Below are 6,816 nucleotides of genomic sequence, written 5' to 3'. Positions count from 1 at the left end.
GGGGTCAGCCCCATTTCATCACCGCTTTTTCGCAAGAGGGAACTATACGATGCGAATGGCTGCTGTGGGGCTTGCTCGAACGAAAAACGCAGGCTCCTTTCTGGGAAGGCCTGCGTTTCGGTATGATCTGCCCGCAGAAGCGGGTGGTTACGCTTCGAGCCGTTTCACCGTTTCGATGTCATCAATTTGCGCCAACGCCTGCAATACCTCATCATCGACCGGTTTGTCAAGCGATAAGATCATCATCGCCTTGCCCCCCGCTTCTTGGCGGCCGACTTGCATGGTGGCGATGTTGACATCGTACGCCCCAAGCACGTTCCCGACTTTGCCGATCATCCCCGGCCGGTCTTGGTGCTGAATGTATAGGAGATGGCCTTCCGGGGCAAAGTCGATGGCGACGCCGTCAAAATGGACGATGCGGTCGCCGTAGTTCGGCACGTGCGTTCCTTTGATCGTGAACGTTTTGTTTTCGCCATGGACGGTGAGCGAAATGCAGTTCGCATAGCCGTGCGTTTCATCGGAAAATTTTTCGCCGTATGTGATGCCGCGCTCTTTGGCGACCATGGCGGCGTTCACCTCGTTGACGGTTGAGGCGACGCGCGGCCGCAGGAAGCCGGCGAGCAGGCTGCGGGTGATGTACGTCGTCTCCAGATCAGCGACCGTGCCGGCGTAGGTGACCGACAGCTCTTGCACCGGGATGTTCATAAACTGCGATGCAATCAAGCCGAGCTTCCGGCCTAAATGATAGAATGCTTGAATTTTTTCATAGACGTCTTTCGATAACGCCGGCAAGTTGATCGACGACGTGACCGGCCGCCCTTCAAAAAAGTGGAGCAGCTCTTCCGCGACTTGGGTGGCGACGTTCAGCTGCGCTTCGACGGTCGACGCCCCTAAATGCGGCGTGACGATCACATTGTCAAACGCCAAAAGCGGATGATCCCCTGGCGGCTCTTGTTCAAAGACGTCGAGGGCGACGCCGGCGACATGTCCGTTTTCCAAAAACGGAATGAGCGCCTGTTCGTCGATGATGCCGCCGCGGGCGCAGTTGATCAAATAGACGCCTTTTTTCGTTTTGGCTAAGTTGTCTTTGCCCAGCAATCCTTTTGTCTCTTTTGTCAACGGCGTGTGGACGGTGATGATGTCAGCCACGGCCAGCACTTCGTCAAGCGAGTGAATCGAGACGCCGAGTTTTTCGGCTCGATCTTTTGTTAAAAATGGGTCGTACACGTGCACGCTCATGCCAAAGGCGCGCGCCCGTTTGGCGACCTCCGAGCCAATGCGGCCGAAGCCGATGATGCCCAATTTCTTGCCAAACAGCTCGTTGCCGACAAACGCCGAGCGGTTCCATTCCCGCGATTTGACGGAAATGTGCGCCTGCGGGATGCGTCGGACGAGGGCTGCCATCATGGCAAAGGTATGCTCGGCGGCCGAAATCGTATTGCCGTTGGGCGCGTTAATGACGACGATGCCGCGTTTCGTCGCTGCTTCGACATCAATGTTGTCGACGCCCACCCCGGCGCGGCCGATAATTTTTAAGTTCGGCATTTTTTCCAATAGTTCTTCCGTCACTTTGGTGGCGCTGCGCACGAGCAAAGCGTCAAATGTGTGCAATTCCTCTTCCGCTTCGCTTACTTTCTTTTGTACGATGTCGATCTGCGCCGATGCGCAGAGCGGCGCCAAACCTTCTTCACTGATGGCGTCGGAAACGAGTACGCGAAACACAGTGGGTGCCCCTTTCTGTTTCAAGGATGTTAAATTTCTGATAATTTAACATGCGAAAGCGGTTTCTGTCAATGGGGAGAGAAGAAGTCATACCAATGAAAACGTTTTTTTGAGTAGGAATGTTCGGGTTTTGAAAAAGAAAAGCGCCCATATCAAACGACATGGGCAAAATTGTTCGGAAATGGAAAAAACGGCGTCTGACGAAATGATATTTTGGGCGGATTACTTGTTTTTCTGTTCGTTGTAGCGGGCGATGCATTCGTCGATCAATTTGGCCGCGGCTTCCGGCCCTTCCCATGTGCCGATTTCCGTCCGTTTCCCTTGCAAGTCTTTATACCGCTCAAAGAAGTGGGCGATTTCTTTCAGTTTGTGCTGCGGGAGGTCTTCAATCGAGCGCACTTCGTCAAAGCGCGGATCTTCGACCGGAACGCCGATCAATTTCGCATCTTCTTCGCCGCTGTCGACCATGTTCAAATAGCCGATGACGCGTGTATCGATGACGCAGCCCGGGAACGTCGGGTTTGTCGTGATGACCAAAATGTCGAGCGGGTCGCCATCCAGCGCCAACGTATTTTGCAAGTAGCCGTATTCAGCCGGGTAAAACATCGGCGAATACAAGACACGGTCGAGCTTGAAAATGCCCCGTTCTTTGTCGAATTCGTATTTGTTTTGGCTTCCGGTTGGAATTTCGATAAACGCTTCGACAATTTTATTTTCGAATGCCATAACCCGTTCCTCCTTTGTTGGTTATGTATACATGAAAACTTGTCCACCCAGCAGGCGCGGCGGACAAGCCAATCTTATTGTAGCACGTTCGCTCAAGATGCGCTACTTGTGAAATGCCATTTTTTCACGCTTGCATCAAAAAACCCTCTTGCCGACAAAGCAAGAGGGGGAATGTCAGTCGAATTTATTCGGATCGCCGTCAAACGGCTCGTCAGCGACTTTAATCGACTCGGTCGGACAGCCTTCGAAGGCGTCCATCATATCGTCAATCAAAATCTCCGGCACTTCGACGATGCCTTGGTTGTCATCAAGGGTGACGTAGGCAATGCCGTCCTCGTCGTAGTCGTAAATGTCCGGAGCGGCGGCGCCGCAAGCTCCGCAGGCGATGCAAGTTTCTTTATCAACAATCGTATACTTTGGCATAAAAATCGAACCTCCCCAAGTTTATTGGAAACGGACGGGCCATCTCCGTGTTGCCTGCTCGGAAATGAACTTTCACTTTTATAATAAGACCGTACGGCCGGCTTTTCAACAAAAAAATCGCTCTCTTGTATTTTTACACATATGCATCTTATTTAATTTTGTTATCATATGGCGGAACTGTCAACCGATCGATTTTTTCTGCCGACCAGTCGGGCGATTTTTTGCTACAATAGAGGCGAGGGAGGAACGTAGGATGCGGCATGGCTATGCCTCATTTTTGCTCGCCCATTGCTTGCGCCGCTTCAACGGCGAACGGACGCTGGCGGCGGCGTATCATTTGTTTTCGGGAAAAAAATCGGCACAAACGCTCCAAGACAGCAAATGGTTTCAGCTTGAGCCGCTGTTTGGCACATGGAAGAATGTGACGATGACGGCGCTCGAGGCGGCGGCAGCGGCGCTTGTCGAACAGCGACTCGCTTTATCCGCGAAACAGCGGACATACACGTTGACCGCGGCGGGGGAAGAGTGGTTTGTTGGGCAGGCGGCGCTTTTCCCCCGCCATCTGAACGGCTGGCGCTATCATGAGGCGGAACCGCTGTTTTGGCAGCGTCTTTCCTTGATCGGGCAGACATTGTCAAACCTCGTCTATGGGCGGCGTTTTGCGCCGATTTGCCGCGATGAGCGAACGCTTCAATGGGTGAAGCAATATTTGCTTGCAAAAGGATCGCGCCAGATGTTGGCCGAGGCGCTGTATCAAGAGCTCATCCGGCTGCTTGAGGCGGTTTCGGAAGAGGCGGCGGCGATCTTTACGCTGCGTTTGACGAGCGCGGTCCGCATCGGTTGGACGATGGAGCAAATCGCCGCCCATTTGCAAAAGGACGCGCTCTACGTGCAGTTTCAATTCCGCAACGTGCTTCATTACATCATGGCGGAAGCTGAGGCTGGACGCGCTCCGATGATGGCCGAATTGATGAGCGGGCTGACGCCGGCGGTGCTGACACAATCGGCGCAAAAAACGTACGAATGGCTGCGGAAAGGAAAAACGGTGGAAGACATTGCCAAGCTTCGCCGCTTGAAGCGAAGCACGATTGAGGATCACGTTGTCGAAATCGCTGCCAATGTGCCCGGTTTTTCGATCGCCCCGTTTGTCGACGATGAAAAGGCGGCGGCCATTCGAGCGGCGGCGCAGGCGCTTAGGACGCGGAAATTGAAAGAGATTCGCGAGGCGCTTGACGGCAAAGTCAGCTATTTTGAAATTCGGCTCGTGTTGGCAAAGGAAGTGGGACGTTGGACGAGTTGACGAAAACGCTGCACATGCAGTTCGGATATGCTTCATTCCGCCCGGGTCAGCGGGAAGTGGCAGAAGATGTGCTTGCTGGGCGCGACGTGCTGGCGATGCTGCCGACCGGAAGCGGCAAGTCGCTTTGCTATCAGCTGCCAGCGTATTTGCTTCAAGGCAGTGTGCTGATCGTTTCGCCGCTTGTGTCGCTCATGGAGGACCAAGTCGAGCAGCTGCGCCGGCGCGGGGAAAAGCGAGTGATTGCTTTTCACAGCCTGCTTGATGCCGAAGAAAAATGGCAGGCGCTCGCTTCGCTTGCGAAGTTTCGCTTTATTTACGCGTCGCCGGAGATGCTGCAGTCGGCAAAATTTTTAACGGCGCTTCGGCGCGTATGCATTTCGCTTTTTGTCGTCGATGAGGCGCACTGCATTTCTCAATGGGGATATGACTTTCGCCCGGACTTTTTAAAGCTTGGGGAGATCCGGCGCACGCTCGGGGCCCCGCCGTGTCTGGCGTTGACGGCGACGGCGCCGCCCGAGGTGCAGGAGGATATCATTCGCACGCTCGGGATGGATGGCGCCCGCCGCCATATTTATTCCGTCGACCGTCCGAACATCGCCTTACGGGTGGAGCATTGTTCATCAACGGAGGACAAAGCGGCGCGCTTGGCCGACTATGCCAAGCGTCTCGAAGGCCCGGGAATCATTTATTTTTCGAGCCGTCAATGGGCGGAAGAGATGGCGCGCCGGCTCGAGCAGCGCGGCGTGGGACGGGTCGCCTATTACCATGCCGGCATGGACGGGGAGCAGCGGTTGCTCGTGCAGCAGCAATTTTTCTACGGCCAGCTTGACATCGTATGTTGTACGAGCGCATTCGGCATGGGCGTGAACAAAGAAAACGTCCGATTTGTGCTTCATTTTCATATGCCGGCCCAGCTCGAGGCGTACGTGCAGGAAATCGGGCGCGCCGGGCGCGACGGAGCGCCAAGCCTTGCCGTGTTATTTTATGCGGACGGCGACCGAGCCATTGCCCAGGCGATGGCGGAGGCGGAGCTGTTAAGTCCGCGTGAGCTGCGTGAGTGGTGTCGGCGGCTGCCGGAAGGAGCCGGATGGGAAGCAGTGATGGCGGCGCTCGAGACTGCCGGATTCACCGACATACAAAAGCGGCTGTTGGCGTATTTTTTAGAACGGGAACAACGGGCGATGCCGGGCTGGCTGACAGCGGAGGCGAAAGAGCGGCTGTACGGCAAGATGGCAGCCGCCATCGAGGCGCGGCGGCGCTGGAAGCGGAAAAAACTGCAGGAAATGGATGAATGGGTGCACTTGTCTTCGTGCCGGCGTCAAGCGCTCGTCCGCGCGTTTGGCGAGGAGCTGACGGATCGGCGGAATGTCTGCTGTGATCGCTGCGGGCTTTCGCTTGACGGCTATGAACGAGCCGTCCGGCGTCCAGAGGCGGCGCCGGTTCGCCATTGGCGCGAGGAGTTGTGGGACATGTTTTTTGGCGGGGGGCGGACGAATGAAGCGGCAAAGTGAACAAATCCGGCAGATGACGGAGCGCGAGGTGCTTTTTCACCTTTATGTAACGCAAGGGCTCCTGCTTCTTGCTGCCGGCGGCTGTTCGCTCTTTTTGTTCGATTGGGCGGAGTGGCGCCGGCTTTGGCGGTTTGATCTCACCGATGTGCTGCTATACGGAGCGGGCGGGGCGGCGCTCGTGCTGGCGGTCGATTTTTTGGCCATGCGCTATTTGCCGGATGATTGGCATGACGACGGCGGGGTGAACGAAAAAATATTCCGCGGCCGTTCGATTCCGCATCTCTTTTTTTTATGCGCACTCATCGCTGTGACGGAAGAATGGCTGTTTCGCGGCGTTGTGCAGACGCATTGGGGGCTTGGGGCGGCAAGCGTCATTTTTGCTGTGCTGCATGTGCGCTATTTGGAAAAATGGTTTTTGTTTCTGATGGTTGTGCTCATCAGTTTGTTTCTCGGTGCACTTTACGAACAGACCGGGAGCTTATGGGTGACGGTTGTCGCCCACTTTTTGATCGATGTGGTGCTCGCTTTGCATATTCGGCTGCAGCGGGAGGAAGGGGTGAAGCGATGAAAGGAACACAGGAGCGCCGAGCGGGGCGGCGCTTGCGGCTCGATGAGAGCGCGCCGTCCTCACGCATCAAACGGCGGAGGGAAAAAGAAGAACAAAAGCGAAAATATGTCCCGTCCCGCCTGCTCGTGTTCTTGTTTTTGGCGTTGCCGGCAGTCGTGCTGGCCATCCACCATGTCCAATCGAAGTCCGACACGGTCACAGTCGTTCGGCACGAAGATCAAAGCGGCCGTGAGACGGTGCGCATTATTCAGGACGACGAAGTCAAGGGGACAGAACAAGCGGCCAAACCGAAGCAGAAGGGCGCCGCCGATCGAGGAAACGTCGGCGGTCGGGAAAAGACCGACCAACGGGGAAAGACCGGTGATGAACAAGGAAAAATCATCACCCATGTCGTCGCAGCCAATGAAACGCTCTACAGCATCGCCATGAAATATTACGGCACACCGAGTGCGATCGACCGCATCAGAAAGGAAAACGGCTTGTCGACGGGCCGTCTTAAGCCAGGGCAAACGTTGCGCATTCCGCTTGGCGAAAACCATTGAGCGACCCCGTCTTTTTTTGAACAA

Annotated in this window: 7 protein-coding genes; 4 read left to right on the top strand and 3 right to left on the bottom strand. The window is 55.4% G+C overall.

The genetic code is table 11. The features are described 5' to 3' along the window. Positions 1-147 precede the first annotated feature (147 nt). The 3 genes from serA to BRO54_RS05495 all read right to left on the bottom strand — a co-directional run bounded on the left by serA (position 148) and on the right by BRO54_RS05495 (position 2,871). Positions 148-1,722: a phosphoglycerate dehydrogenase gene (gene serA, locus BRO54_RS05505; RefSeq protein ID WP_074043362.1), complete on the bottom strand. Its 1,575-nt coding sequence runs from the start codon at positions 1,720-1,722 to the stop codon at positions 148-150. Positions 1,723-1,944: 222 nt separating this feature from the next. After that, the gene (locus BRO54_RS05500) at positions 1,945-2,448 is read right to left on the bottom strand and encodes an inorganic diphosphatase (protein ID WP_011231730.1); all 504 of its coding nucleotides are present in this window, start codon (positions 2,446-2,448) and stop codon (positions 1,945-1,947) included. A gap of 174 nt (positions 2,449-2,622) precedes the next feature. Further along, positions 2,623-2,871, bottom strand: coding sequence for a ferredoxin (locus BRO54_RS05495; RefSeq protein ID WP_011231729.1), 249 nt, complete (start codon positions 2,869-2,871; stop codon positions 2,623-2,625). A gap of 253 nt (positions 2,872-3,124) precedes the next feature. Here BRO54_RS05495 and BRO54_RS05490 point away from each other — a divergent pair, with 253 nt between their 5' ends. The 4 genes from BRO54_RS05490 to BRO54_RS05475 are packed head-to-tail and all read left to right on the top strand — an operon-like array spanning position 3,125 to position 6,792. Then, positions 3,125-4,171: a YpbB family protein gene (locus BRO54_RS05490; protein WP_074043361.1), complete on the top strand. Its 1,047-nt coding sequence runs from the start codon at positions 3,125-3,127 to the stop codon at positions 4,169-4,171. Further along, the gene (locus BRO54_RS05485; RefSeq protein ID WP_074043360.1) at positions 4,159-5,682 is read left to right on the top strand and encodes a RecQ family ATP-dependent DNA helicase; all 1,524 of its coding nucleotides are present in this window, start codon (positions 4,159-4,161) and stop codon (positions 5,680-5,682) included. Before BRO54_RS05490 ends, BRO54_RS05485 begins: the two co-directional genes overlap by 13 nt. Continuing rightward, positions 5,666-6,250, top strand: coding sequence for a CPBP family intramembrane glutamic endopeptidase (locus tag BRO54_RS05480; RefSeq protein WP_074043359.1), 585 nt, complete (start codon positions 5,666-5,668; stop codon positions 6,248-6,250). Before BRO54_RS05485 ends, BRO54_RS05480 begins: the two co-directional genes overlap by 17 nt. Continuing rightward, the gene (locus tag BRO54_RS05475) at positions 6,247-6,792 is read left to right on the top strand and encodes a LysM peptidoglycan-binding domain-containing protein (RefSeq protein WP_074043358.1); all 546 of its coding nucleotides are present in this window, start codon (positions 6,247-6,249) and stop codon (positions 6,790-6,792) included. The genes BRO54_RS05480 and BRO54_RS05475 overlap by 4 nt, the downstream gene beginning before the upstream one ends. The last annotated feature ends 24 nt before the right edge of the window (positions 6,793-6,816 follow it).

Source organism: Geobacillus proteiniphilus (assembly GCF_001908025.1).
Lineage (GTDB): Bacteria > Bacillota > Bacilli > Bacillales > Anoxybacillaceae > Geobacillus > Geobacillus proteiniphilus.
The sequence above is the reverse complement of the archived record's forward strand: the minus strand, read 5'-3'. Positions and strand labels throughout refer to the sequence as shown.